22 protein-coding genes are annotated in these 23,552 nt (G+C 41.3%); 13 read left to right on the top strand and 9 right to left on the bottom strand.

Going from position 1 to position 23,552, the window contains the following annotated elements; translation table 11 throughout:
• The first annotated feature begins 61 nt into the window (after positions 1 to 61).
• Complete coding sequence (gene pssA / locus X781_RS09675; protein ID WP_025236674.1) at positions 62 to 1,429, top strand: CDP-diacylglycerol--serine O-phosphatidyltransferase; 1,368 nt, start codon at positions 62 to 64, stop codon at positions 1,427 to 1,429.
• A 53-nt stretch (positions 1,430 to 1,482) separates the two neighbouring features.
• Positions 1,483 to 2,226 carry a 23S rRNA (guanosine(2251)-2'-O)-methyltransferase RlmB gene (gene rlmB, locus X781_RS09670; protein ID WP_025236673.1) on the top strand — a complete coding sequence of 248 codons (744 nt, stop codon included), beginning with the start codon at positions 1,483 to 1,485 and terminating at the stop codon, positions 2,224 to 2,226.
• Positions 2,227 to 2,268: 42 nt separating this feature from the next.
• Here the strand turns inward: rlmB and X781_RS09665 are convergent, their stop codons facing one another.
• From X781_RS09665 to prfC, 6 genes are all read right to left on the bottom strand, one after another.
• Positions 2,269 to 3,687 (bottom strand): ABC transporter ATP-binding protein, encoded by a 1,419-nt coding sequence (locus tag X781_RS09665; protein WP_025236672.1) that lies wholly within the window; start codon positions 3,685 to 3,687, stop codon positions 2,269 to 2,271.
• Entirely contained in the window at positions 3,684 to 4,466 is a 783-nt protein-coding gene (locus X781_RS09660) for an ABC transporter permease (RefSeq protein WP_025236671.1), read from the bottom strand. The genes X781_RS09665 and X781_RS09660 overlap by 4 nt, the downstream gene beginning before the upstream one ends.
• A 9-nt stretch (positions 4,467 to 4,475) precedes the next feature.
• Entirely contained in the window at positions 4,476 to 5,408 is a 933-nt protein-coding gene (locus tag X781_RS09655) for an ABC transporter permease (protein WP_025236670.1), read from the bottom strand.
• Between the two features lie 228 nt (positions 5,409 to 5,636).
• The gene (locus X781_RS09650; protein ID WP_025236669.1) at positions 5,637 to 7,220 is read right to left on the bottom strand and encodes an ABC transporter substrate-binding protein; all 1,584 of its coding nucleotides are present in this window, start codon (positions 7,218 to 7,220) and stop codon (positions 5,637 to 5,639) included.
• Between the two features lie 130 nt (positions 7,221 to 7,350).
• Positions 7,351 to 8,112: a phosphodiester glycosidase family protein gene (locus X781_RS09645; protein ID WP_025236668.1), complete on the bottom strand. Its 762-nt coding sequence runs from the start codon at positions 8,110 to 8,112 to the stop codon at positions 7,351 to 7,353.
• A gap of 80 nt (positions 8,113 to 8,192) precedes the next feature.
• Positions 8,193 to 9,773, bottom strand: a complete 1,581-nt coding sequence (gene prfC, locus X781_RS09640) for a peptide chain release factor 3 (RefSeq protein WP_025236667.1) — start codon at positions 9,771 to 9,773, stop codon at positions 8,193 to 8,195.
• 203 nt (positions 9,774 to 9,976) lie between these two features.
• Here prfC and X781_RS09635 point away from each other — a divergent pair, with 203 nt between their 5' ends.
• The 3 genes from X781_RS09635 to ychF all read left to right on the top strand — a co-directional run bounded on the left by X781_RS09635 (position 9,977) and on the right by ychF (position 12,708).
• Positions 9,977 to 10,846, top strand: coding sequence for a D-alanyl-D-alanine carboxypeptidase family protein (locus X781_RS09635; RefSeq protein ID WP_235068745.1), 870 nt, complete (start codon positions 9,977 to 9,979; stop codon positions 10,844 to 10,846).
• A 71-nt stretch (positions 10,847 to 10,917) separates the two neighbouring features.
• A complete protein-coding gene (gene pth, locus X781_RS09630) occupies positions 10,918 to 11,502 on the top strand; it encodes an aminoacyl-tRNA hydrolase (RefSeq protein ID WP_025236665.1) in 585 nt (194 codons plus the stop codon).
• Between the two features lie 114 nt (positions 11,503 to 11,616).
• Positions 11,617 to 12,708 carry a redox-regulated ATPase YchF gene (ychF, locus tag X781_RS09625; protein ID WP_025236664.1) on the top strand — a complete coding sequence of 364 codons (1,092 nt, stop codon included), beginning with the start codon at positions 11,617 to 11,619 and terminating at the stop codon, positions 12,706 to 12,708.
• A 49-nt stretch (positions 12,709 to 12,757) separates the two neighbouring features.
• On the opposite strand, the gene X781_RS09620 is transcribed toward ychF, so the two are convergent.
• Complete coding sequence (locus tag X781_RS09620) at positions 12,758 to 13,513, bottom strand: SIMPL domain-containing protein (protein WP_025236663.1); 756 nt, start codon at positions 13,511 to 13,513, stop codon at positions 12,758 to 12,760.
• 289 nt (positions 13,514 to 13,802) lie between these two features.
• Between X781_RS09620 and X781_RS09615 the strand changes: the two genes are divergently transcribed.
• The 4 genes from X781_RS09615 (at position 13,803) to X781_RS09600 (ending at position 18,405) form a co-directional block, all read left to right on the top strand.
• Positions 13,803 to 15,407 carry an L-lactate permease gene (locus tag X781_RS09615; protein WP_025236662.1) on the top strand — a complete coding sequence of 535 codons (1,605 nt, stop codon included), beginning with the start codon at positions 13,803 to 13,805 and terminating at the stop codon, positions 15,405 to 15,407.
• A 140-nt stretch (positions 15,408 to 15,547) separates the two neighbouring features.
• Positions 15,548 to 16,279: a (Fe-S)-binding protein gene (locus X781_RS09610; protein ID WP_025236661.1), complete on the top strand. Its 732-nt coding sequence runs from the start codon at positions 15,548 to 15,550 to the stop codon at positions 16,277 to 16,279.
• Between the two features lies 1 nt (position 16,280).
• Positions 16,281 to 17,690 carry a LutB/LldF family L-lactate oxidation iron-sulfur protein gene (locus X781_RS09605; RefSeq protein ID WP_025236660.1) on the top strand — a complete coding sequence of 470 codons (1,410 nt, stop codon included), beginning with the start codon at positions 16,281 to 16,283 and terminating at the stop codon, positions 17,688 to 17,690.
• 13 nt (positions 17,691 to 17,703) lie between these two features.
• Positions 17,704 to 18,405 carry a LutC/YkgG family protein gene (locus X781_RS09600; protein ID WP_025236659.1) on the top strand — a complete coding sequence of 234 codons (702 nt, stop codon included), beginning with the start codon at positions 17,704 to 17,706 and terminating at the stop codon, positions 18,403 to 18,405.
• 83 nt (positions 18,406 to 18,488) lie between these two features.
• Here the strand turns inward: X781_RS09600 and rph are convergent, their stop codons facing one another.
• Positions 18,489 to 19,205: a ribonuclease PH gene (rph, locus tag X781_RS09595; protein WP_025236658.1), complete on the bottom strand. Its 717-nt coding sequence runs from the start codon at positions 19,203 to 19,205 to the stop codon at positions 18,489 to 18,491.
• A 129-nt stretch (positions 19,206 to 19,334) separates the two neighbouring features.
• Here rph and X781_RS09590 point away from each other — a divergent pair, with 129 nt between their 5' ends.
• Positions 19,335 to 20,198 carry a YicC/YloC family endoribonuclease gene (locus X781_RS09590; RefSeq protein WP_025236657.1) on the top strand — a complete coding sequence of 288 codons (864 nt, stop codon included), beginning with the start codon at positions 19,335 to 19,337 and terminating at the stop codon, positions 20,196 to 20,198.
• A gap of 9 nt (positions 20,199 to 20,207) precedes the next feature.
• Positions 20,208 to 21,095, top strand: coding sequence for a CAF17-like 4Fe-4S cluster assembly/insertion protein YgfZ (ygfZ, locus tag X781_RS09585; protein ID WP_025236656.1), 888 nt, complete (start codon positions 20,208 to 20,210; stop codon positions 21,093 to 21,095).
• 31 nt (positions 21,096 to 21,126) lie between these two features.
• On the opposite strand, the gene X781_RS12080 is transcribed toward ygfZ, so the two are convergent.
• A complete protein-coding gene (locus X781_RS12080; protein WP_081732119.1) occupies positions 21,127 to 21,387 on the bottom strand; it encodes a YfhL family 4Fe-4S dicluster ferredoxin in 261 nt (86 codons plus the stop codon).
• A 231-nt stretch (positions 21,388 to 21,618) separates the two neighbouring features.
• Between X781_RS12080 and rbsD the strand changes: the two genes are divergently transcribed.
• Complete coding sequence (gene rbsD / locus X781_RS09575; RefSeq protein ID WP_025236654.1) at positions 21,619 to 22,038, top strand: D-ribose pyranase; 420 nt, start codon at positions 21,619 to 21,621, stop codon at positions 22,036 to 22,038.
• 9 nt (positions 22,039 to 22,047) lie between these two features.
• Positions 22,048 to 23,544 carry a ribose ABC transporter ATP-binding protein RbsA gene (rbsA, locus tag X781_RS09570; RefSeq protein ID WP_025236653.1) on the top strand — a complete coding sequence of 499 codons (1,497 nt, stop codon included), beginning with the start codon at positions 22,048 to 22,050 and terminating at the stop codon, positions 23,542 to 23,544.
• Positions 23,545 to 23,552 lie beyond the last annotated feature (8 nt).

The following is a 23,552-nucleotide window of genomic DNA, read 5'->3' as shown; positions in this document are numbered from 1 at the left end:
GCTTTATTAATCATTTCGGTGTAAAATAGTCGGCAGTCATTAAAAAAATCGGGAATCATTAATGTTAATTTTGAATAAACAACGCAAAGCTGAAAAGCTGATAGAAAGTTTACCTTTCTTGCCACAGCAGGCGGAACAGGTGATTTTTCTTAGTTCAAGCCAAGCGTTTAAACAGCAAATTTTACAGCTGATTCAAACGGCAAAAAAAAGAATCTATTTGACAGCACTTTATTTTGAAAAGGACGAAGCGGGGCAAGAAATTTTGGCTGCCCTTTATAATGCGAAACGAAGCAATCCGGCTTTAGAGATTAAAATCTTGGTCGATTGGCATAGAGCCCAACGTGGACGTATTGGTGAAGCGGAAAGTCTCTCGAATGCTGATTGGTACACGAAAGTTAAAGCTGAACAAAATCTCCCTGAAGGACAAGAAATCGAGTTCTACGGCGTGCCGATTAATGGGCGAGAAGTGTTTGGCGTATTGCACCTAAAAGGTTTTGTGTTTGACGATACGATTTTGTATAGCGGAGCAAGTATCAACAACGTTTATTTGCATCAGTTAGACCGCTATCGCTACGACCGCTATCACGTTATTGAAAATAAAGCCTTAGCAGATAGTTGGGTAGAATTTATTCAACAACATATTTTATCGAGCAGGGTGGTAAGCCGTTTAGATACGACGAATCGTCCGAAAACTATTGAAATCCGTTCACAGATTAAAGCATTCCGTAAGCAGTTAGGGCGAGAGCAGTATCAATTCAACGGTATTGCGAAAAGCGACGATTTGCTGGTTTCGCCATTATTTGGTTTAGGACGTCGTAGAAATCAGCTCAACAAAGTTATTGAGGCGTTGTTCTACCAAACAGAACAAAAATTAACGATTTGCACGCCTTATTTTAATTTTCCGCTTTCGTTAAGAACTCGTATTGAATGGTTGCTGGCAAACGGCAAATCAGTGGAAATTATTGTGGGCGATAAAACCGCTAATGATTTCTATACCAAGCCTGATGAAAAATTTACGATGGCATCAGCTCTGCCTTATTTGTATGAAAAGAATTTGCGAGCTTTCGCAAAACGGTTAGATTTTTATATTCAAAATCAACAGCTTATTATTCGTTTGTGGAAAGATGGCGAAAATAGCTACCACCTTAAAGGGGGTTGGGTAGATAACCGCTATATTTTGCTCACAGGGAATAATTTAAATCCGCGTGCGTGGCGTTTAGATGCTGAAAATGCGATTTTAATTTCTGACCCGAAAGCAGAGCTAAGTGAAAAAGCGGAAATGGAGTTGAGCCAAATTCGCCAACATACGCAGGTTTTAAGCCATTATAGCGATTTAGAAGTGCTGACAGATTACCCTGAAAATGTGCGTAAATTGCTGAAAAAATTTGGTAGAGTGAAACTCGATAAAATTGTGAAGATGTTATTGTAAAACATTTAATGTAGGGGCGAACCGATGTGTTCGCCCAATTATTAAGGAAAAATATGAGTGAACAAATTTATGGCATTCACGCAGTGAAAGCCTTTTTAGATAATGCTCCGGAGCGTTTAATTGAAGTACTTGTGCTTAAAGGACGTGAAGATAAAAGATTACTGCCGTTGTTAAACGAGCTACAACGCTTGGGTGTTTCCATTCAGCAAGTAAACCGCCAAACGTTAGATAATAAATCGCAAGGCGAAGTACATCAAGGCATTATTGCCCGTGTTGTGCCACAAAAAGAGTTAAATGAGCACGATTTAGAGGCAATTTTGAGCCAAAAGCAAAATCCACTCTTGCTTATTTTAGACGGTGTAACTGATCCACATAATCTTGGTGCGTGCTTACGTACTGCGGATGCAGCCGGTGTAGATGCGGTTATTGTACCGAAGGATAAATCTGCTCAATTGACTTCAATCGCCCGTAAAGTGGCGTGTGGAGCAGCAGAAGTGATGCCGTTAATTCGAGTTACCAACCTTGCCCGTACAATGCGTGATTTGCAAGAACGCCACAACGTCTGGATTGTTGGCACAGCAGGTGAAGCCACATCGGGCATTTATGAAGCGAAATTAACCGGCTCAATTGCCTTAGTGATGGGGGCAGAAGGAGACGGAATGCGTCGCCTAACCCGTGAACATTGCGATCAACTCATCAGCATTCCAATGGCTGGTTCTGTGTCATCTCTGAACGTATCGGTTGCAACAGGAGTTTGCTTGTTTGAAATTGTTCGCCAAAAGCTAGCAGCAAAATAGTGAAAAAATAGGGGCATATCACATTATTTGCCCCTATTTTGATTACTTATCTAAATAATCTTCCAAATTAATCACTGTATCACACGATTTCTCAATTAAATAAGGATCGTGGCTCACCAAAATCAAGCTACAATTTCTGGCTCGACATTGGTTTATCAGCAATTCAATCGTTTCTTGCTGCGTGATAGGGTCAAGTCGAGAAGTTACCTCATCAGCAAACAGCAGCACAGGGTCGAGCAATAACGCTCTTAAAATCGCCACACGTTGTAGCTCGCCACCCGACACATTTTCGGCACTGCGTTGTAAAATTTCCGGGTTAAGCGAGAGTTGCTCTAATAAACTTGGAATCGGTAGGCGATCGAGCTTGTGTTTGTTAATCACATCGTCCAATAGCGTTTGCAAGCTCACATTCGGGGCAAATGCCTCGGGCGGATCTTGGTAGAGCTTTAATACCTGGTGCTTTTTGTGGCTTTGGCTGTGCCATTTTACCTCGCCCGATTTTGGTTTTAGCAAACCACATAACACATCGGCAAGGGAGCTTTTTCCAATACCACTATGCCCCACAATGCCTAGCACTTCGCCTTTGTGTAAATCAAAAGAGAGATTGCTAAACAAGGTTTTCTTACCTCGAGCAACACTCAGGTTTTTAACCGAGACAAGCGGTTGTTTTTGGCTCAAATTTTGCAAATCTTGCAATGGCTGCCAATGTTTTGGATCAGCGGCAATTAAGGCTTGGGTATAAGGGTGTTGTGGATTGCTTAATAGTGCTTCCGCCTCGCCTTGTTCCAACAGCTCGCCTTTTTTCATTACCAGTATGTAGCCACCGAGTTGTTCGGCAACTTCAATATCGTGGGTAATGGTTAATAAACCACCACCATTTTGGTAAGCGGATTTTAACAGTTCAATCACTTTGCCTTTGCTAATTGGATCAAGCCCTTTGGTCGGTTCATCTGCCAGTAAAATTTTTCCACCCGCAGCAGTTGCAATTGCGAAAGATGCACGTTGAGCCATTCCGCCCGAAAGTTGGTGAGGGTAGCTTTCAACCGATTCACCTAAACCGAGTTTGGTCAAATAGGCTTGGCTTTCGGTTTTTGCTTGAGGCGAAGATTTTCCAGCCACATAGTGAAAACTTTCCCATAATTGCTTACCAATTTCCATAATTGGATTTAGCGAGCGGCGAGGCTCTTGTGGCAGCATTACTAAGGTTTTGCCCCACATTTTTTCAATCTCAGATTGTTGGTTAAAATCAATTTTGCAAGTTTCAACAAAAAATTGACCGCTTGCAATAAGCTCTTCAGGTAAAGCACCCATAATGGCTTGAATTAACAGGCTTTTGCCTGAACCCGTTTCGCCTAAAATGGTAATATTTTTGCCTTGTTGCAGTGAAAGTGAAATAGGTTGAACCAGCGTTATACCTTCTTTGGTCTGTACGCTTACATTTTGAATTTCTAGTAACATTATTTCACTCTCCCTGATAATAATTGTAGGCTAAGCACCATCAAAAATACGGCAACTACCGGTTGTAAAAAGATCAATGGAGCTTCGTAGTAATAAGGGAAGAGCTCTGTCATCATTAAGCCGAGCTCCGCTGTAGGTGGGCGTAACCCCACGCTTACAAAGCCGAGTGTTGCGAGAGCTAAAATCGCGTTGCCGAGTGAAAAGGCAGATAATGTGGCGATCATTGGCAGTAAACGAGGTAATAAATGGCGTTTGAAGCTATAAAGCCAGCCCATTCCCATTAAGCGAGAGGCTTGAATTTCTGAGCTGTTTGCCATTGTCGAGCTGATTGAGCGGATCACACGGAAAAATTCCACCCACATTACCAATGAAATCCCTAAGTAAAGTGTCCAGAACGAACCCGGAGAGAGTGCGGCAAAGAGTAATACCAGTAATAAGCCCGGTAATGCCATCACTAAATCACACATAAAACTGAAAATGCGGTCGATCCAGCCACCAAAAAAGCCTGCCATAATGCCTGTAATCAAGCCTGCCACTAAGGCACAAAATACGCTAAACAGCGATAAGCCGAAAGAGAGGCGAATAGCAGAGGAAAGTCGGGCAAGCATATCTCTGCCGAGATGGTCTGTGCCGAACCACGCTAATTCATTTGGGCTGGAAAGCGTATTGGCTAAATCTTGAAAGCCGATATCCATCGGGTAAAAATAAGGCTGTAAAAAGGCGAACCCGAGCATAATAAGTAGGATCGTGCCGCCCAAATATTGTGAAGTTGAGATTTTCATTTTGATATCCTATCGCTTAATTCGTGGGTCAATCCAAGCACTGAGCAGATCGGCAAGAGTGTTTAATACAACAAATAATCCACCCATTACTAAGGTTGTACCTTGAATCATCGGTACATCACGGGCAATAATGGCGTGAACCAATGCGTGTCCACTGCCGGGCCAAGCAAATAAACTTTCTACCACCACAACACCTTCAATTAAATAGACAAGCTGGACTGCGTGATAGGCAATAACGGGGACGGCGATGTTTGGTAAACCGTGTCGCACAAAAGTTTTCCAGCGGCTTAGCCCTTTTAATTGCGAGAATTGGTAAAACTCTGCATTTTTCACTTGTACCATCGTAGAGCGGGTTACTCGCACCGAAACCGCACTCAAGCCAATCGCAAGGGTTAAGGCAGGTAAGATAAAATGCTGCCAGCTACCATATCCGCCAGCAGGCAACCATTTTAGTTGAGCTGAAAATAACGTAATTAAGCCGATAGCGATAATAAAGGCTGGCACAGAGCGGAACAGCGTGCTGAAAATGAGTGTCAAGCGGTCAAAAAAACCGTTTGGTTTGCGAGCGGCGAGTAATCCAAGTGGAGGACCAATAAGGATTGCCAAGATAAGTGCCACAATTGCAAGGCTTAAGGTATGTCCGAATTGATGTTGAATTTCAGCCCAGACAGGATCGCCTGTTACCAACGATTTACCTAAATTAAACTGCAATAAATCGCCTAACCAACTGAAATAGCTTTGCCACCAAGGCTGATCTAACGCTAACTCGGCTCGCACCGCTTCAGCAGCCATACTATCGGCTTGGTCGTAACCATAACGGCTGGCGGCAATACGGTATGCCATATCGCCCGACAGTTGGCGGGTAATAATGAAAGTTAATGTGCCGACTGACCAGACGACTAATAACAACTGAGTAAGGCGGCGGAGTAGGATTTTTAGCATAGGATAATTTTCTATTTATACTCTTTTCTTCGTTAATTTCTACTGCCAAATCTCCCCCTCCCCTCTTTGCTAAAGAGGGGGACTATCGGATATAAATTTATACTTTATCTCTATTTTAATTATCCTAATGAAGGACTTGAATTTAAAATTCACTGGAGATCTATCACCCCTCTTTAGCAAAGAGGGGAGGGGGAGATTTGGCAGTATATATTGGCGAAGTACGAGCGGTTATTTACTTAGTTTTTCCAAATAAAAACGTCTTTCAAATGGGTCAAGTGTCAAACCATTAATGCCTTGATGCCCTACAACAGTTTGTTGATCGTACACAATCGGAATAATCGGTAATTCATCGTGAATAATTTGGCTCACTTGCTGTTTTAATTGCTTCGATTTTTCAGGATCGATTTCTGTTTCAAGTTGTTTTAGAGCTTGATCTAGGCTGTCATTACGCCAGTTCATTGTTCCCCAATCGCTTCCACCGTTGGCAAAGTCTTGCACTAACAAGGCGAATGGATCGAGTGTTTTCGCATAGTTGAATGCATAAAGTGCCATCTCTAAAGTGCCATTTTGATGTCCTAGTGGAATTTCACTGAAGTTACCGACGGACACATTGATATCAACCCCGATTTTTTTCCATTCAGCTTGTAAAATGGTCGCAATAATCGGTAATTCAGGACGATCTGAATAAGTTCTTAAAGTGAAAGTAAACGGCTTGCCCTCTTTGGTTAATTTGCCTTCTGCGTTATATTCATAACCGGAAGCGGTCAAATTTTCCTTAATTTTTGCAATAGTTTCATCGTGGCTTAGGCTTGATTCTGCTGTTGCAACACGCCAGTCGGCAAAGGCTTTAGGTAAAATTTGATCTGCCATACCGTCTTGGATTTTCAATACTTGCTCAGCAATCGCTTTGCGGTTAATTGCTTGAGATAAGGCTTGGCGAATTGCCAAATCGTTAAAGAACGGTTTCGCAACATCCATTTTAAGTTGAGTCGTGCGTGCAATAGAGGTATTGATAAGCTGCAAATTTGGATCAGCTTTTAAACGAGCCACGCTTGCTTTATCTAAATTAAACACTAACGAGGTTTGATCGCTCTGTGCCATTAACGTACGGGTTTCACTACGGCTGCTGGCTAAATAATTCGCTTGCTGAAGTTGTGGCTTGTTGCCCCAATATTCATCAAAACGAACGCTTTCTAATTTTTGTGGAGCTTCAATTTTCGTTGCTTTAAATGCCCCAGTGCCGATTACTTGTGCTACATCGCCTTTTTCATCAAAACTGTCTTCCGCCAAAATTAAGGTGGTGTAGTGGGTTAAGAAAGAAGGAAATGGCACAAAAGATTTCGTTAATTCAAATTGAATTTGGTTGTTCTCTAAGGCTTTAATCTCTTTGATAAAGGCTTTTTGCAACACACCCGGTTTTGAAAGTGCAATTTTTAACGATTTTTCGACCGCTTGTGCGGTTAAAGGCTTACCGTTATGGAATTTGGCATCACGCAAGGTGAAAGTCCACACCGTTGCATCATTATTACTTTCCCACTTCGTTGCCAAACCTTCCACTAATTGACCTTCAAGATTGGCTTCAACTAAAGTTTCAGCAATGTTCATACGTTGGAAAATCACGCCCGATTGGTTTAAATCTAAACTGTTTAATTCCCAAGGGGCAACAACAGTTACAAGCGGTAAAGTTTCCGGATTTTTTTGCGATTGTTCAGGCTGTGCCACCGGTTTCTCTACATTGGCTTGTGTATTTTTATCATCACAAGCTGCAACACAAAATGCTGCCATCGTTAATGGAATTAACCATTTTTTCATTTTATTTTTCTCCATAAAAAAATAAGGGGCTATATAACCGCGAACTTTAGCATATTTCCATAAAAAAAGTAGAGTTTTTTAAGTTGAGTGTTTTAATTGGTTATTTAATAATCGGTATGTAAAATGAGCTCTATTTTTGCACCGGAATTATTTTTACCCCAAAATGGTTGGCGACTTTTCGTTCCTCATTTTGCAAAATCGGCAAGGAATTAACCCGCTTGTTGCCAATGACCATTGTTGAACTGCCGCCACCGTCAAGGTTGATGGCTTTAGTGAGTTCAAGTTTGCCGGCAAGTTCAGCCAGCTCATCTAAGGTAACGCCACCAAAGGTTAATTGACGTCCCTCCACCACAACCAAATAGAGCCAGTTTTTCTGCTCGTTCAAGCCAAGCAAAGTGCGAGGGTGTTTATCGTGAAAAATGCTTTGCGAACAGCCGACCTTATCATTTTCCGCACACTCAAATTTCCCGCTTTGGGCGTTATACCAATGCCAACCACTAATTGCCACCTGCCATTTCGGGTTTTGTTTGGAGAGCGTATTTTTCCCCTCAATGCTACATTTATTTGCCTTATCGCAGGCGAAAACTACCCGATTACGCACATCGCCATATTTTGACCAACGCTTTCCTTGGCTCACGACCAAGCCAATCGGCGTGTTATCTTTCCAATAAAAGTTGGCGTTGATGGCAACATCTGTTTCATATTTCTTCGCAAAATCAGACACGGTTGAGCCGTTATCGCTTTTTTCCGAACCGACAAAAGCTAAATTTTTGCAGTTCAAATCCACCCGAGTAATATGAAAAGGGGATTGATCGGAATAATCAATACATTGATGTTCAGCATAGGAGAAACTAGAGGAGAGTAGTGATAAGAGGATTAAGAGGCGTTTCATAGGAAAAATAAACGTTTATAGATAAAATAAGCGGTCGGTTTGCAAAATTTTCTGCAAAATCGACCGCTTGTATTAAAGGATTAATGCTCTCTTGTTTTAAAGAAGGTTACATCAGGATAACGTTCTTGTGCCAAGTTTAAATTCACCATCGTTGGGGCGATGTAGGTGAGGTTATCGCCGCCGTCTAGGGCTAAGTTTACTTCGTTTTTGCGTTTAAATTCTTCAAATTTTTTCGCATCACCACATTCAACCCAACGGGCAGTTGCCACGTTTACCGTTTCGTAAATCGCCTCAACGTTGTATTCCGATTTTAATCGGGAAACCACCACGTCAAACTGTAGCACACCGACCGCACCGACAATTAAATCGTTGTTGATGAGTGGGCGGAAAACTTGCACTGCACCTTCTTCCGAAAGTTGCACTAAGCCTTTAAGCAGTTGTTTTTGTTTAAGCGGATCTTTTAAGCGAATACGGCGGAACAGTTCCGGGGCAAAGTTTGGAATACCGGTAAATTTCAGGTTTTCGCCTTGCGTGAACGTATCGCCAATTTGGATTGTACCGTGATTGTGTAAGCCGATAATATCACCTGCGTAAGCTTCTTCTGTGTGGGCACGGTCGCCCGCCATAAAGGTTAAGGCATCAGAAATTACCACGTCTTTGCCGATACGGACGTGTTTTAACTTCATCCCTTTTTCGTATTTACCTGAAACCACACGCATAAAGGCAACTCGGTCGCGGTGTTTTGGATCCATATTCGCTTGGATTTTAAACACGAAACCGCTGAATTTTTCCTCGCTTGCCTCAACGGTACGGCTGTCAGATTCACGAGCCTGTGGAGCGGGAGCCCATTCAGTTAAACCGTCTAAGAAGTGGTTTACCCCGAAGTTACCTAACGCTGTTCCGAAGAACACCGGGGTTAATTCGCCGTTGATGAAAGCCTCGTGTTCAAATTCGTGTGATGCACCTTGTACCAATTCCAACTCATCACGCAGTTGTTGGGCTAAATCATCGCCAACCGCTTGATCTAACTCTGGATTATCTAATCCTTTAATAATACGGACTTCTTGAATGGTATGCCCTTGACCTGTTTGGTAAAGGTAAGTTTCATCTTTATAAATGTGGTAAACCCCTTTGAACAACTTACCGCAACCGATTGGCCAAGTGATAGGTGCACAGTTGATTTTCAATACGCTTTCCACTTCGTCCAATAATTCCATTGGATCACGAATATCACGGTCAAGCTTATTCATAAAGGTCAAGATCGGCGTATCACGCAAGCGGGTAACTTCCATTAATTTAATGGTACGTTCCTCAACCCCTTTTGCCGAATCAATCACCATCAAGCAGCTATCTACAGCAGTTAAAGTACGATAAGTATCTTCCGAGAAGTCTTCGTGCCCCGGGGTATCTAATAGGTTCACCAAGCAATCATTGTAAGGGAACTGCATCACGGAGGTGGTGATCGAGATCCCACGCTGTTTCTCCATTTCCATCCAGTCGGATTTGGCGTGTTGAGCCGAGCCTTTACCTTTTACCGATCCTGCAGTTTGAATCGCCTTTCCGTATAAAAGCACTTTTTCGGTAATGGTGGTTTTACCCGCATCGGGGTGGGAAATAATCGCAAAGGTGCGGCGTTTATTAACTTCTTGTGGATATGACATTTTTTTCTCAATAAATTAAAGATAAAAGGGCGGAAAGACCGCCGAAAATTCGCTGATATTTTCGCTGATTTGAGGCAAGAGGGCAAGCGGTTAAATTTTTCCGAAAAATTGCAAAAAAGCAGAGGAAAACGACCGCTTGCTTTTTGAACTTTGGCACAATACAGGGTAGAATAGCGAACTTTTACTCTCGGATTATATTGATAATGAAAAAATTACTTCCTGTATTGATTGCGGCGATGGTGCTAAGTGCTTGTTCTTCCCAACCTGCAAAGAAACCAAGCCCTCGTATTAAAGCGAAAGCGGCTTATATCCCCACTGAAAATTCAGCTTATGTGGTGTTTGATTTAAAACAGAAAAAATTTTTAGAAGGGAAGAACTTTAACTTAGTTCGTCCGATTGCATCCGTAACTAAATTGATGACAGCAGTCGTTTTCTTGGAAGAAAACCGCTACGGCTCAAGTTGTCAAACGCAAATTTTGCCTTCAGATGCGGATTTCATTAAAGGCACAACCAGCCCGTTACCAAAGAATACTAACATTGCCTGTGGCGAATTATTAAAAGCGATGTTAGTGCGTTCAGATAATTATGCGGCACACGCACTGGCTCACGCTACTCACTTAAATAAAGCCCAATTTTTGGCTCGAATGAACAGCAAAGCCCGTGAAATCGGAATGACTCAAACCTACTTTGGCGATAGTTCCGGCTTGTCTGCGGATAATGTTTCAACTGTGGTTGATTTAGCAAAATTGGCGGGTTATGCCGCAAGTAAGCCTGAAATTCAGCAGCTTTCTAATTCACCATTAGTGAGTGTTTATGCAGGCGGTCGCTATTTCTCAATGAAAAATACTAACAGTATGGTGCGTTCTCAATCTTATCAAGCGTTAGTAAGCAAAACCGGCTACACTCGTGAGGCGGGTTATAATTTAGCCTTTATTGCCAAAGGCGATTGCAGAGGCAAGCGAATTGGTGTGGTAAGTTTAAACAATGATAACGCTGCTTCACGCACCGATTTTACTGAATCGATGTTGGCGAAATATCAATGTGTGCCAAATCCGTATAGACAATATGATTAATGGTTACCTTGAGAAAATAGCGGTTTTTCTCTACAATATTGCCTTTTAATTTAGAGAATTGAGACAACATTGTGTCAGAAATTAAATTGATTGTCGGGCTTGCCAACCCCGGAGCAAAATATGAAGAGACTCGTCATAATGCAGGCGAGTGGCTGATTAACGAACTTGCTCGAATGTATAATGTGAGCCTAAAAGAAGAGGCGAAATATTTCGGTAAAGTGGCTAAAATTAATACTGCTCAAGGCGAAGTGCGTTTGTTAGTGCCGACCACTTTTATGAATTTAAGTGGCAAAGCAGTAGGAGCGTTAGCAAATTTTTATCGCATCAAACCAGAAGAAATTTTGGTGGCTCACGATGAGCTAGATCTTCCGCCCGGTTCAGTTAAGTTGAAAAAAGGTGGTGGACACGGCGGACACAACGGCTTGAAAGATATTATTGCCACCCTTGGTAATAATAAAGAGTTCTACCGTGTGCGAATTGGGATTGGACATCCGGGGCATAAAGATATGGTGGCTGCTTATGTTTTAGGTAAGCCTTCACCGAGTGATCAGACATTACTGAATAGTGCGGTGGATGAAGCTGCACGTTGCGTAGAGATTTTATTTAAAGACGGAATGGTTAAGGCAACTAACCGTTTAAATGGTTTTAAAGCATAAAATGTAGGGGCGAATTGCAATTCGCCCTCTTCTCACCCTTGATAGGGCAAATTGCAATTTGCCCCTACAAGCGGTCAAATTTTCACAAAATTTTGTAATTTAAAGGAACAAAAAATGGGATTTAAATGTGGTATCGTGGGTTTACCGAATGTTGGTAAATCAACACTTTTCAACGCATTAACTAAAGCAGGTATCGAGGCAGCGAACTATCCATTCTGTACGATTGAGCCAAACACCGGGGTTGTACCAATGCCGGATCCACGTTTAGATGCGTTGGCGGAAATCGTGAAACCTGAGCGTGTTTTACCAACCACAATGGAATTTGTGGACATCGCAGGTTTAGTTGCCGGTGCAAGCAAAGGCGAAGGTTTGGGTAACAAATTCTTGGCAAATATTCGTGAAACCGATGCAATCGGGCACGTTGTGCGTTGTTTTGAAAATGATGACATCGTTCACGTGGCAGGCAAAATTGACCCGGCAGACGATATCGAAATTATCAACACCGAATTAGCCCTCGCGGATTTAGACAGCTGCGAACGTGCGATTCAGCGTTTACAAAAACGTGCAAAAGGTGGCGATAAAGACGCTAAATTTGAATTATCCATTATGGAAAAAATTCTGCCGGTACTTGAAAACGCCGGAATGATCCGCTCGGTAGAGTTAGATAAAGATGAATTGCACGCCATTAAAGGTTACAACTTCTTAACCTTAAAACCGACAATGTACATCGCTAACGTAAACGAAGATGGTTTTGAAAACAACCCATATCTTGATCGTGTGCGTGAAATTGCGGAAAAAGAAGGGGCTGTGGTTGTGCCAGTGTGTGCGGCGATTGAGTCTGAAATTGCAGAGCTTGATGACGAAGAAAAAGTGGAATTTCTACAAGATTTAGGTATTGAAGAGCCTGGCTTGAATCGTGTAATTCGTGCCGGTTATGCGTTGTTAAATCTTCAAACTTACTTCACCGCAGGCGTGAAAGAAGTGCGTGCTTGGACAGTTTCAGTAGGGGCAACTGCACCAAAAGCTGCGGCGGTAATCCATACGGACTTTGAGAAAGGTTTTATCCGTGCAGAAGTGATTGCTTACCAAGATTTCATTGATAACAAAGGCGAAGCCGGTGCAAAAGAAGCCGGTAAATGGCGTTTGGAAGGGAAAGAGTATATCGTTCAAGACGGCGATGTAATGCACTTCCGTTTCAATGTGTAATTTGTAAAATTCAGTAGAAAAAAGACCGCTTGCAAGCGGTCTTTTTTGTTTAATTAATTGCGTATTGAATGGTTACCACCAAGCGAACTTTTTTGTCGATGGTTGAAGTATCGTAACTGCCGCCGTAGCTATCATCACTATCTTCAGTATTTGGGCGGCTTGATTTAATATCAAATGAACCTTGTGATGCGGAGCGTAATAAGCCGACTTTCACATTGCTGGTTTTGGCAAATTCTTCTGCTCGCACGTAGGCATCTTGGGTTGCTTTAGCAATTAAATCACGTTTGATTTCTTCCAAATTCTCTAAATAATAATCGGGCTGGCTAAAATCAATGGCTTCGTTTTCAGCCCGTAAGAATTGGATTTTTGATAATCCGTTTTGTAATTTGGCTAGGTCTTTGGTTGAAAGCACAATAGAACGTGTTGCGTTATAACCATTTTGACGAGAGCGATCTTTGCCAAACTCATCTACATAGTACTCTGTTCTCTCATTCACGGAAAGCTCGGTAATTTCACGTTCTGTATCCAAAAAACCTTGTTCTTTTAAAAACTTAACGGCTTGATTTAAGTTTTGCTGATTAGCTTTCATCGCATCGTTATAAGTTAAGCCCCAACCGAAAATAGATACCCGCCAAGTACCTAGTGTCGCTTTATGCTCAGCTTCGGCAAGTCCTTTTACGGTAATCACACCTGTTTGTTGTAAATTTTTAAATTGATGTCCAAGAATAAAGGCTGCTGCCATCAAACCTATGGCTAAAATAACACCAAAAATGGCAAGATAGCGGTTATTAGAGGTTAAAGACATAACATTTCCTTAAAGAGTAAAATAATTCCGACTGATTATACTTGATGGAATTGTAAAAATAGATAACAAGCGGTTAAATTTTATAAAAATTTTGCAAAATAAGCTCCAAATGAATAACTCTTGAGGGTTATTTATAAAAAATTAGGCTTTTTTTTAATCATACGCACCCTAAAAATTTGAATTAGATCACAAATTTACAACAAGTTAGTTACATCGCTTTTTCTAATGTGTAGAATGCTTAACCAGTCCGACCACTCAGGTCATTTTATAATCATAAATGAGGTGTTCTATGGCTCTTTTTCTGAGCATTTTCCCAATTGTTTTACTGATTTATTTAATGGTAAAACGCAACGCGTTGCCGTCTTATGTGGCTCTTCCACTGACAGCTTTACTTATTTTTATTCTTCAACTTACCTATTTTGGTAACGATGTTACATTAGTCTTTGCAAATATTATTGCAGGTTTAGGTGATGTATTAACGCCGATTACTGTAGTATTCGGTGCAATTTTATTTAATCGTTTCTCTGAAGTGTCCGGTGCAACTAACACAATGCGTAAATGGTTGGGTGCAATCAATCCAAACCCGGTTGCACAGTTAATGATTATCGGTTGGGCATTTGCGTTTATGATTGAAGGTGCTTCCGGTTTCGGTACGCCTGCTGCTATTGCGGCTCCAATCTTAGTTGGTTTAGGTTTTAAACCATTACAAGTAGCTATGTTAGCGTTAGTGATGAACTCTGTACCGGTTTCATTTGGTGCAGTAGGTACGCCAACGTGGTTCGGTATGGGACCATTATTAAAAGATGGTTTATTAAGTGATGCACAAGTGCTTGAAATCGGCTCTATAACCGCTCTAATTCACTCAATTGCGGCATTCATTATTCCAATTATGGCATTGCGTTTAATTGTAAGCTGGAAAGAAATTCGTCAGAATATTGTGTTTATCTACATTAGTATTCTAGCTTGTGTTGTGCCTTACTTTATTATTGCTCAATTTAACTATGAATTCCCTTCATTAGTGGCAGGTGCAATTGGTTTATTGGTTTCTGTATTTGTAGCAAATGCAGGTATTGGTTTAGCGAAAACTGAGAATAATCTTGCAGGCGAAAAAGCAACTTTTGGTGAAGTAGCAAAAGCATTATTACCAACAGGTTTGTTAATCTTCATCTTAGTGATTACCCGTATTCAACAACTTCCACTTAAAGCGTGGTTGAATGATGCGACGACTTGGATTGCAAGTTCACTAGGTTTTGCTAACTTTGAAATCAGCCAAGGTTTGATTTTCGCACTGAAAAATATTTTAGGCACGAACGTTGCAACCAGCTATAAGTTACTTTATGTACCGGCATTGATTCCTTTTGTGATTACGGTATTAATCTGCTTACCGATTTTCTCGGTATCCGCTAGAAATACCAAAGATATTTTCGGTACATCGTTAAGCCAAGTTAAAAAACCATTTTTAGCCCTTTTAGGTGCAATTATTATGGTAAAATTAATGTTGATTGGTGGCTCAGAGTCAATGGTACAAGTTATCGGTAGAAGTTTTGCAGAGTTCACAGGTCAATCTTGGACATTATTTGCGTCATTCTTAGGTGCAATCGGTGCGTTCTTCTCAGGTTCTAACACGGTATCTAACTTAACCTTCGGTACAGTACAATACGCAACAGCACAACAAGTTGGTTTATCAGTAACCCTAATCTTAGCATTACAATCTGTAGGTGGTGCAATGGGTAATATGGTGTGTATCAATAACATTGTTGCGGTATGTTCAGTAACAGGTATCGAAAAACAAGAGGGTACTATCATTAAGAAAACGGTTGTTCCGATGGTTGTATATGGTGTAATTGCCGCAGTTGCTGCACTATTAATAGTACCAATCTTCTATAATGTGTAACCGGATAGTTAATATCTAATGAAGATAAAAAGGAAGCGGTCAGATTTTGCTGATGTTTTGCAAATCGCCCTTCCTTTCTCTGTCTTAAAAAGGGCAGTCTGAGTTTAATTCTTATTTTTATTTTTATTGTGGGGTTCTTTATGAACGTTAATTTCTATGTAACCTGCATTGCAGATGTGATGAAAGCAAGGGTTGCGAAAAACTCCGTACTTTTATTGGAAAAATTAGGTTGTAAAATCACCTTTTTAGAAAAGCAGGGGTGCTGTGGGCAACCTGCAATTAATAGTGGATATACAAAGCAAGCTTTATCGGGTATGAAAAACTTGGTAGAAACCTTTGAAGCAAATGATTACCCGATTGTTGCTCCTGCGGGTTCTTGTGTTTATGCGATTAAAACCTACCCTGAGCATTTTGAACGTTTCGGTGAAGCTGAATGGGCGGTGCGTGCGAAGAAGGTAGCCGATCGCTTTCACGATTTAACCGATTTTATTGTGAATAAATTAGGTGTTACTGATGTGGGGGCTTACCTACCGGGTAAGGCGGTTTATCATCCGTCTTGTAGTTTATTCCGCAAATTAGGTATTAAGGAAGAGCCGATTACCTTATTAAGAAATGTAAAAGGCTTAGAGTTATTACCAATTAAAAACCAAGAAACCTGCTGTGGTTTTGGTGGTACATTCTCAGTAAAAATGGCAGAAATTTCCGGTGAAATGGTAAAAGAGAAAGTATCGAATATTGATACTGATGAACCGGATTATTTGATCGGGGCAGATGTAAGCTGCTTGATGAACATCGGTGGTCGCTTAAGTCGTGAAGGCAAAGAGATCAAAGTGATGCACATTGCAGAAGTGTTAATGCAGGGAGGAAAATAATATGTCTTATTTACAAACCAATACCCTGCCTTTTAAGCAACGTGTTGAACAACAGGTTAATAATGAAGTTGTTCGTAAAGCTTTAGTAAAAGCTCAAGAAACTATCGGTGCAAACCGTCAGCGTATGGTGGACGAGTTAGGCAATTGGGAAGAGTGGCGTGATGATGCGAAAGCAATTCGTAATCACGTTTTAGCCAACCTTGATGCTTACCTTTACCAATTAAGTGAAAAAGTAACTCAAAACGGCGGGCACGTTTTCTTCGCAGAAACAGCAGAAGAAGCAACAAATTACATCAAAAATGTGGCGAAAGCGAAAAACGCGAAAAAGATTGTAAAATCTAAATCAATGGTAACCGAAGAGATCGGCATGAACCACGTTTTAGAGGCAGAAGGCATTAAGGTGGTGGAAACCGACCTAGGTGAATATTTACTGCAAATTGTGGGTGATAAGCCTTCCCACATCGTTGTTCCAGCAATCCATAAAGATCGCCATAGAATCCGTCAAGAAATGCACGATGTGCTAGGCTATGAAGGTTCAGAAACACCGGAAGAGATGACGGCATTTGTTCGCCAAAAAATCCGTGAAGATTTCTTAGAAGCGGATATCGGCATTTCAGGTTGTAACTTTGCTGTGCCGGAAACCGGTTCTGTTTGCTTAGTAACAAACGAAGGTAACTTGCGTATGGCAACGACTGTGCCAAAAACGCATATTGCGGTAATGGGTATGGAGCGTATTGCACCCACTTTCAAAGAAGTGGATGTGTTAATTACAATGCTTGCCCGCAGTGCGGTAGGGGCAAAATTAACCGCTTATAATACTTGGCTAACAGGTCCTCGTCTTGAAGGCGAAACCGATGGTCCGGAAGAGTTCCATTTAGTGATTGTGGATAACGGTCGTTCTAAAATTTTAGAAAGCGAGTTCCAAGAAGTTTTACGCTGTATCCGCTGTGGTGCTTGTTTGAATACTTGCCCGGCTTATCGTCAAATTGGTGGACACGGTTACGGTTCTATCTATCCGGGTCCGATCGGTTCGGTAATTTCGCCATTATTAAGTGGCTATGAAGAGTTTAAAGAGTTACCGTATGCCTGTTCACTCTGTACGGCGTGTAATAGTGTTTGCCCGGTAAAAATTCCACTGGCTCAGCTCATCTTAAAACACCGTGAGAAAATTGCGGACGCTGGCTTAACACCAATGGCAGAACGTTTATCGATTTTCGGCTTCAACTTTGCTAACTCCCACCCAACACTTTGGAAAGTGGGTATGAATGTAGGGGCAAAAGTCGCAAGCAAATTCATTAAAAACGGTAAAGCCCCTGTGAATTTTGGTGCATTAGGCGAATGGACAAAAGCTCGTGATTTACCTCAACCAGAGGGCGAGAGCTTCCGTGATTGGTTCAACAACAGAGGTTAAGAGGAAAATTAAGATGGATTTACAAAATCGTGAAAATTTCTTAAATAAATTGGCACAGCGTATGGGCAGACCACGCCAAAATGTGCCTGAGCCAATGCCTGTGTTGGAAAACAACCACGCGATCACCCGTTTAACTGACCGTGCTCAACCACAGCTTTGCCAAGAGTTTATTGACTTTGCTCGTGTAATGATGGCAGATGTAGTGGAAGCTAAGGAAGCGGATCTACCGCAAACCATCATTGAGATCTGCGAAAAATATGGTGGTGCAAGTGTGATCATCAATAACGATCAACGCTTAAAAGATCTTGGTATCACCTCAGCAATCCAAGCAAAATACGAAGACAGCTATGTTTGGGATTATAACCAATCAGAAACCAACTTTGAAAAAGCCCAAAATGCGAATATCGGCGTAGTATATGGCGAATATGGCTTGGCGGAGTCTGGTGGTATTGTGTTATTTTCCGATAAAGAGTTCGGTCGTTCTGTAAGCTTACTGCCTGAAAAATCGGTGGTAGTGTTACGCAAAAGCACTGTACTCCCTCGTGTTGCTCAACTGGCTCAAATCCTGCACGAAAAAGCACAACGCGGCGAAAGAATGCCATCTTGTGTTAATATCATTTCAGGTCCATCAGCTACGGCAGATATTGAGTTGATTAAAGTTGTTGGTGTACACGGGCCGGTGAATAAAATTTACCTTGTGATTGATGATTTGTAATTTGCAAAAAATCGACTAAAAAAGACCGCTTGTATAGCCCTAAACAGGCTTGCAAGCGGTCTTTTTTTGCCAAAATTTTCTGATTATTCTGCCAACGCTTTATGTTGAGTATCCACTAATTGAGCAATGCCTTGTTTGGCGAGATCTAATAAAGTCAGTAATTCCTCGTGAGAGAACGGCTCACCTTCGGCTGTACCTTGTACTTCTACCAAACGACCATCTTCCACCATCACCACATTCATATCGGTTTCAGCGTTGGAATCTTCCACATATTCTAAATCGCACACGGCTTCACCTTCTACAATACCGACAGAAATTGCCGCCACTAAACCTTTCATTGGGTTGGTTTTCAATGTGCCGTTTGCCACTAATTTATTCATTGCATCATATAATGCCACGCAAGCCCCCGTGATAGATGCGGTGCGAGTGCCACCGTCTGCTTGGATAACATCGCAATCAACCGTTACGGTACGTTCGCCTAAGGCTTTTAAATCCACTACCGCACGCAAAGAACGGGCGATTAAGCGTTGAATTTCCATTGTGCGTCCGCCTTGTTTGCCTTTTGCCGCTTCACGTTGGGTGCGAGAATGGGTTGCTCGAGGCAACATTCCATATTCAGCCGTAACCCAGCCTTGTTGCTGACCTTTTAAAAAGCGAGGCACGGTTTCTTCCACCGTGGCGTTACATAACACTTTGGTTTCGCCGAACTCAATTAACACCGAACCTTCAGCGTAACGGGTGTAGTTACGGGTAATTTTAATTTCTCTAACTTGGTTATTTGCTCGATTATTTGGACGCATTTTCTTTTCCTTTTTGCTAAAATTTTTACCATTTTAACAAAGAAAACAGTAGAATGTGATTTTTCTTTAGCAAGATTTGTAGGGGCGGAATATTTTCCGCCCAATAATATAAAAACACAAGGAATAACAATGATTTATAGTATGACAGCCTTTGCCCATTTAGAAATTAAAAAGGAGTGGGGCAATGCAGTGTGGGAAATTCGCTCGGTAAACCAACGATTTTTAGAAACCTATTTCCGCCTACCGGAGCAGTTCCGCAACCTTGAAATGACTTTGCGTGAACGCCTACGTTCCGCTTTAACCCGTGGCAAGGTAGAATGTAGTTTGCGTATCGATTTAAGCAAAACCCAAAACAGTGAAATTGCGTTAAATAAAGGCTATGCCGAGCAGGTGATTCAATCGCTTAAATGGATTAAAGAAACTGCAAATGAGGGCGAAATCAATCTTGTTGATGTGTTGCGTTTTCCGGGCGTGGTGGATACGGAAAGCCAAGATTTAGACCAAATCACCCAAGATCTATTAGACGGTTTTGAACAAATTCTTGCTGATTTCATTGCGATGCGTGCGAGAGAAGGTGAAAACGTGCAAGCCTTAATTCAACAGCGTTTAGAGGCAATTTCTGTTGAGGCAGCGAAAGTACAAACCTTAATGCCTGAAATTCTGCAATGGCAGAAAGAGCGTTTACAGCAACGTTTTGATGAGCTGAATTTACAGCTTGAGCCACAACGTTTAGAGCAAGAAATGGTGCTGCTTGCTCAACGTGTGGATGTGGCGGAAGAATTAGACCGCTTGCAACTCCACGTTAAAGAAACCACCAATATTCTGAAAAAAGGTGGAGCAGTGGGGCGTAAATTAGATTTTATGATGCAAGAGCTTAACCGTGAATCGAACACGCTTGCGTCAAAATCCATTAATGCAGAAGTAACTAATTCTGCGGTGGAACTTAAAGTGTTAATCGAACAAATGCGTGAGCAAATTCAGAATTTAGAATAGGAACAAAATATGACATTGAGTTGTAAAGTGAGCCAAGCTTACCCTGAACTGCGTATGCAACTTTCCCAATATTGTCTAATTGATATTTCAGGCGTAGATGCAGAGAAATATCTACAAGGACAATTAACCTGTGATGTCGCAAAAATTGAGGTAGGCAGCCATACGCTAACCAGCCATTGTGATCCAAAGGGCAAAATGAGTGCGTTACTGCGTTTGTATCGTGCGGAAACTGAAAAATTTATTGCCATTATCCATCGTGATTTGATGCCCGAAGCCCTAACGCAATTAAAAAAATATGCGGTGTTCTCAAAAGTTACTTTCACCGAATTAGACACCCCAATTTATGGCGTGGCAGGCGAAGAAGCATTTGCAAAATTAAGTGAAAAAACGACCGCTTTAATGCTTACACAAGGGCAAAAACGAGCAATTGTTTGGGGTGAACAACTTGAAACTAATGCAGATGGACAACTTTGGACGTTAATGGATATTCAAGACGGTATTCCTGTTTTATTGAAAGCCAATCAGTTTGAACTGATTCCACAAGCGGCAAATTTACAGCTGCTGGAAAATGCGATTTCTTTCACTAAAGGTTGCTATATCGGGCAAGAAACGGTGGCGAGAGCGAAATATCGTGGAGCAAACAAACGAGCGTTATTTACCCTTGTGGGCAAATTTGAAGGTGAAGTTGCTCTACCTGAACCGAGTTCAGCGGTTGAAATGCAGTTAGGAGAAAACTGGAAAAGCACAGGAACAGTATTATCGAGCTCAGTACACGACAGCACGTTATGGGTTCAAGTTGTGCTGAATAAAGAGATAGAACCCGATGGTCAATTTAAAGTAAATGGCGTGAATTTGCAGATGGCAAAACTGCCGTATAGTTTGGAAGAAAGCGAGTAAAAGGAACGGTCATAGTAATATGACCGTTTTTTTATATTTTATCCGGGTGATGAATCATTACAAATCGCTCCCAAAGTTGCTCTTCGGTTTCGATATGATCAGGATCTGTAATAATACAGTTGGTGATCGGGCAAACTTTTTGGCAGGTTGGCTTGTCGTAATGCCCGACACATTCCGTGCAGAGTACGGGGTCGATCACATAGATATCATTGCCCACCGAAATTGCATCATTCGGGCATTCGGGCAAGCACATATCGCAGTTGGTACATTTGTGGGTAATTAATAAAGCCATAAGTTTGTGTGGAGAAAATAAAATTAAACAAGCGGTGGAATTTGTAAATTTTTTTACTAAATCGACCGCTTGTAACTAGATTTTACCTATTATAAAGCAAAATAATTTGAACTACTTCACATTTTTGCAATTTGGTTGTTTATCGTTGGGGAAAAATTTTTTATGATCTCATCGAAACGTTTCGATGGAGTGTTTTCCAATTATAATGAAGCGAAATAAAGGGAAATTGAGATGAAAAAAACAACAAATCTTAATGCACAACTTTCACATAGTATTGCTACACTGGGTCATACCGACAGTTTAACTATTTGTGATGCAGGATTACCTATTCCAAATGAAGTAGAGAGAATTGATTTAGCTTTAACTGCCGGTGTGCCAAGTTTTTTACAGACGTTTGATGTTGTGGTAGATGAGCTTTTTGTTGAGCGTGTGTTGATTGCGGAAGAAATTAAGCAAAAAAATCCACAGATTTTAGCTGATCTTTTAGAGCGTTTAGCTCAACTTGAGCAAGCACAACAGAATAAAATTCAAGTCGATTATGTCAATCACGAAATCTTTAAAGAGCAGACTCACTATAGCAAAGCCGTTGTGCGTACAGGCGAATGTTCACCTTATGCCAACATTATTTTATATTCAGGCGTGCCGTTTTAAGGTGGAATGATGGAAACCTTATTAAAAATGAATGGGATTGATAAATCTTTCCCGGGTGTAAAAGCTCTAAGTAATGCTTGTCTGTCTGTGTATTCCGGGCGAGTAATGGCATTAATGGGCGAGAATGGGGCTGGTAAATCAACGTTAATGAAAGTATTGACGGGTATTTACAGTAAAGATGCGGGTTCAATCAGTTATTTGGGGCAAGAGGTTACTTTCAAAGGTCCGAAACATTCTCAAGAAGCTGGAATTAGCATTATCCACCAAGAGCTTAACTTAGTCGGTAATTTAACCATTGCGGAAAACATTTTTCTTGGGCGTGAATTTAGAACCGCTTGGGGATCGATTGATTGGAAAAAAATGTATGCGGAGGCGGATAAATTACTCGCTCGACTTGGTGTGAAACACAGCAGTCATCAGCTCTGTTCTGAATTATCCATCGGTGAGCAACAAATGGTGGAAATTGCCAAAGCACTTAGTTTTGAGTCTAAAGTGATTATTATGGACGAGCCAACTGATGCATTAACGGATACTGAAACAGAAGCCTTATTTAAAGTAATTCACGAACTGAAAGCAGAAAATCGAGGCATTGTGTATATTTCACACCGTTTAAAAGAAATTTTCCAGATTTGCGATGATGTTACTGTGCTTCGTGATGGTCAATTTATCGGAGAGCAAGTGATTGCCGATATTGATGAAGATAAATTGATTGAAATGATGGTTGGTCGCCGTTTAGAAGAACAGTATCCTCATCTACAGCAAGAACGTGGCGAACTACTTCTTGATGTGAAAAACCTAAGTGGAAGTGGTGTGAATGATGTTTCGTTTCAGTTACATAAAGGCGAAATTGTCGGCATTTCAGGGCTAATGGGAGCTGGACGTACCGAGTTAATGAAAGTACTTTATGGGGCATTACCAAAAACCGCAGGTACGATTGAGCTAAAAGGAAAAATGATTTCCAATAAGTGTCCGCAAGATGGATTGGATAACGGTATTGTGTATATCTCAGAGGATCGTAAAGGCGATGGGCTGATTTTGGGAATGTCGGTAAAAGAAAATATGTCTTTGACTTCATTAGATCATTTCTCCAAAGGTGGATCAATTCGACACGATGCAGAAAGATTGGCAGTTGATGATTTTATCTTGATGTTTAACATCAAAACACCAAGTCGAGATCAGCAAATCGGGCTACTTTCCGGCGGTAATCAGCAAAAAGTGGCGATAGCCAAAGGCTTGATGACTCGTCCAAATGTGTTGATTTTAGACGAGCCAACGCGTGGTGTTGATGTTGGGGCGAAAAAAGAGATTTACCAATTAATCAATGAGTTTAAAAAAGATGGATTAAGTATTTTAATGGTTTCATCTGATATGCCGGAAGTGCTTGGAATGAGTGATCGCATATTAGTGATGCACGAAGGCAGAATTAGTGCAGAATTTTTGCGTGAAGAAGCAACTCAAGAAAAATTGTTGGCAGCAGCTATCGGTAAAAATACGGTATTAAATTAAGGTGTTCT

The organism is Mannheimia sp. USDA-ARS-USMARC-1261, from assembly GCF_000521605.1.
Classification (GTDB): Bacteria; Pseudomonadota; Gammaproteobacteria; order Enterobacterales; family Pasteurellaceae; genus Mannheimia; species Mannheimia indoligenes.
Note: the sequence above shows the minus strand (reverse complement) of the source record. Positions and strands in the feature narration are given on the sequence as shown.

Coding starts and splice junctions, on each gene's coding strand:
- X781_RS09645 (WP_025236668.1), bottom strand. CDS start 8,112: ATGAAACGCCTCTTAATCCTCTTATCACTACTCTCCTCTAGTTTCTCC.
- X781_RS12080 (WP_081732119.1), bottom strand. CDS start 21,387: ATGGCTTTATTAATTACCCACAAATGTACCAACTGCGATATGTGCTTG.
- X781_RS09615 (WP_025236662.1), top strand. CDS start 13,803: ATGGCTCTTTTTCTGAGCATTTTCCCAATTGTTTTACTGATTTATTTA.
- X781_RS09610 (WP_025236661.1), top strand. CDS start 15,548: ATGAACGTTAATTTCTATGTAACCTGCATTGCAGATGTGATGAAAGCA.
- X781_RS09590 (WP_025236657.1), top strand. CDS start 19,335: ATGATTTATAGTATGACAGCCTTTGCCCATTTAGAAATTAAAAAGGAG.
- X781_RS09620 (WP_025236663.1), bottom strand. CDS start 13,513: ATGTCTTTAACCTCTAATAACCGCTATCTTGCCATTTTTGGTGTTATT.
- X781_RS09600 (WP_025236659.1), top strand. CDS start 17,704: ATGGATTTACAAAATCGTGAAAATTTCTTAAATAAATTGGCACAGCGT.
- X781_RS09655 (WP_025236670.1), bottom strand. CDS start 5,408: ATGCTAAAAATCCTACTCCGCCGCCTTACTCAGTTGTTATTAGTCGTC.
- ygfZ (WP_025236656.1), top strand. CDS start 20,208: ATGACATTGAGTTGTAAAGTGAGCCAAGCTTACCCTGAACTGCGTATG.
- prfC (WP_025236667.1), bottom strand. CDS start 9,773: ATGTCATATCCACAAGAAGTTAATAAACGCCGCACCTTTGCGATTATT.
- X781_RS09650 (WP_025236669.1), bottom strand. CDS start 7,220: ATGAAAAAATGGTTAATTCCATTAACGATGGCAGCATTTTGTGTTGCA.
- pssA (WP_025236674.1), top strand. CDS start 62: ATGTTAATTTTGAATAAACAACGCAAAGCTGAAAAGCTGATAGAAAGT.
- X781_RS09660 (WP_025236671.1), bottom strand. CDS start 4,466: ATGAAAATCTCAACTTCACAATATTTGGGCGGCACGATCCTACTTATT.
- ychF (WP_025236664.1), top strand. CDS start 11,617: ATGGGATTTAAATGTGGTATCGTGGGTTTACCGAATGTTGGTAAATCA.
- rlmB (WP_025236673.1), top strand. CDS start 1,483: ATGAGTGAACAAATTTATGGCATTCACGCAGTGAAAGCCTTTTTAGAT.
- rbsD (WP_025236654.1), top strand. CDS start 21,619: ATGAAAAAAACAACAAATCTTAATGCACAACTTTCACATAGTATTGCT.
- X781_RS09605 (WP_025236660.1), top strand. CDS start 16,281: ATGTCTTATTTACAAACCAATACCCTGCCTTTTAAGCAACGTGTTGAA.
- rbsA (WP_025236653.1), top strand. CDS start 22,048: ATGGAAACCTTATTAAAAATGAATGGGATTGATAAATCTTTCCCGGGT.
- X781_RS09635 (WP_235068745.1), top strand. CDS start 9,977: ATGAAAAAATTACTTCCTGTATTGATTGCGGCGATGGTGCTAAGTGCT.
- rph (WP_025236658.1), bottom strand. CDS start 19,205: ATGCGTCCAAATAATCGAGCAAATAACCAAGTTAGAGAAATTAAAATT.